Origin of the sequence: Chryseobacterium sp. BGARF1 (assembly GCF_001677955.1) — a bacterium.
Lineage (GTDB): Bacteria > Bacteroidota > Bacteroidia > Flavobacteriales > Weeksellaceae > Chryseobacterium.
On record NZ_LELA01000225.1, the window covers coordinates 1 to 332 of the forward strand.

1 protein-coding gene is annotated in these 332 nt (G+C 34.9%); it reads right to left on the reverse strand.

From position 1 onward, the window contains the following. The coding region (locus AB671_RS21780) for a glycine cleavage T C-terminal barrel domain-containing protein (RefSeq protein ID WP_317040136.1) at positions 1-332 on the reverse strand (332 nt) is incomplete at both ends.

The window sequence follows — 332 nt, forward strand, 5'->3', positions numbered from 1 at the left end:
TAATAAATGGAGTTTTCACAATCACACCTTTGACCGGTTTATTTCTTATATTAATAAAAATTTCACTTCCGTGTTTAGCACTTTCAAAGCAGACGTATCCCATTCCTATTCCTTTTTTGAGTGTAGGAGAAAGTGTTCCCGAGGTAACCGTTCCAATAATTTGATGATGATGATCCCAAATTTCATATCCATGGCGGGGAATTCCTTTGCCTTCAATTTCAAAACCTACCAGCTTTTTAGTAACACCCTTTTCTTTTTGAATTTTTAAAAATCCGTTGTAAATAAAATCTTTGGTAAATTTTGTTATCCAGCCAAGACCTGCTTCCAAAGGC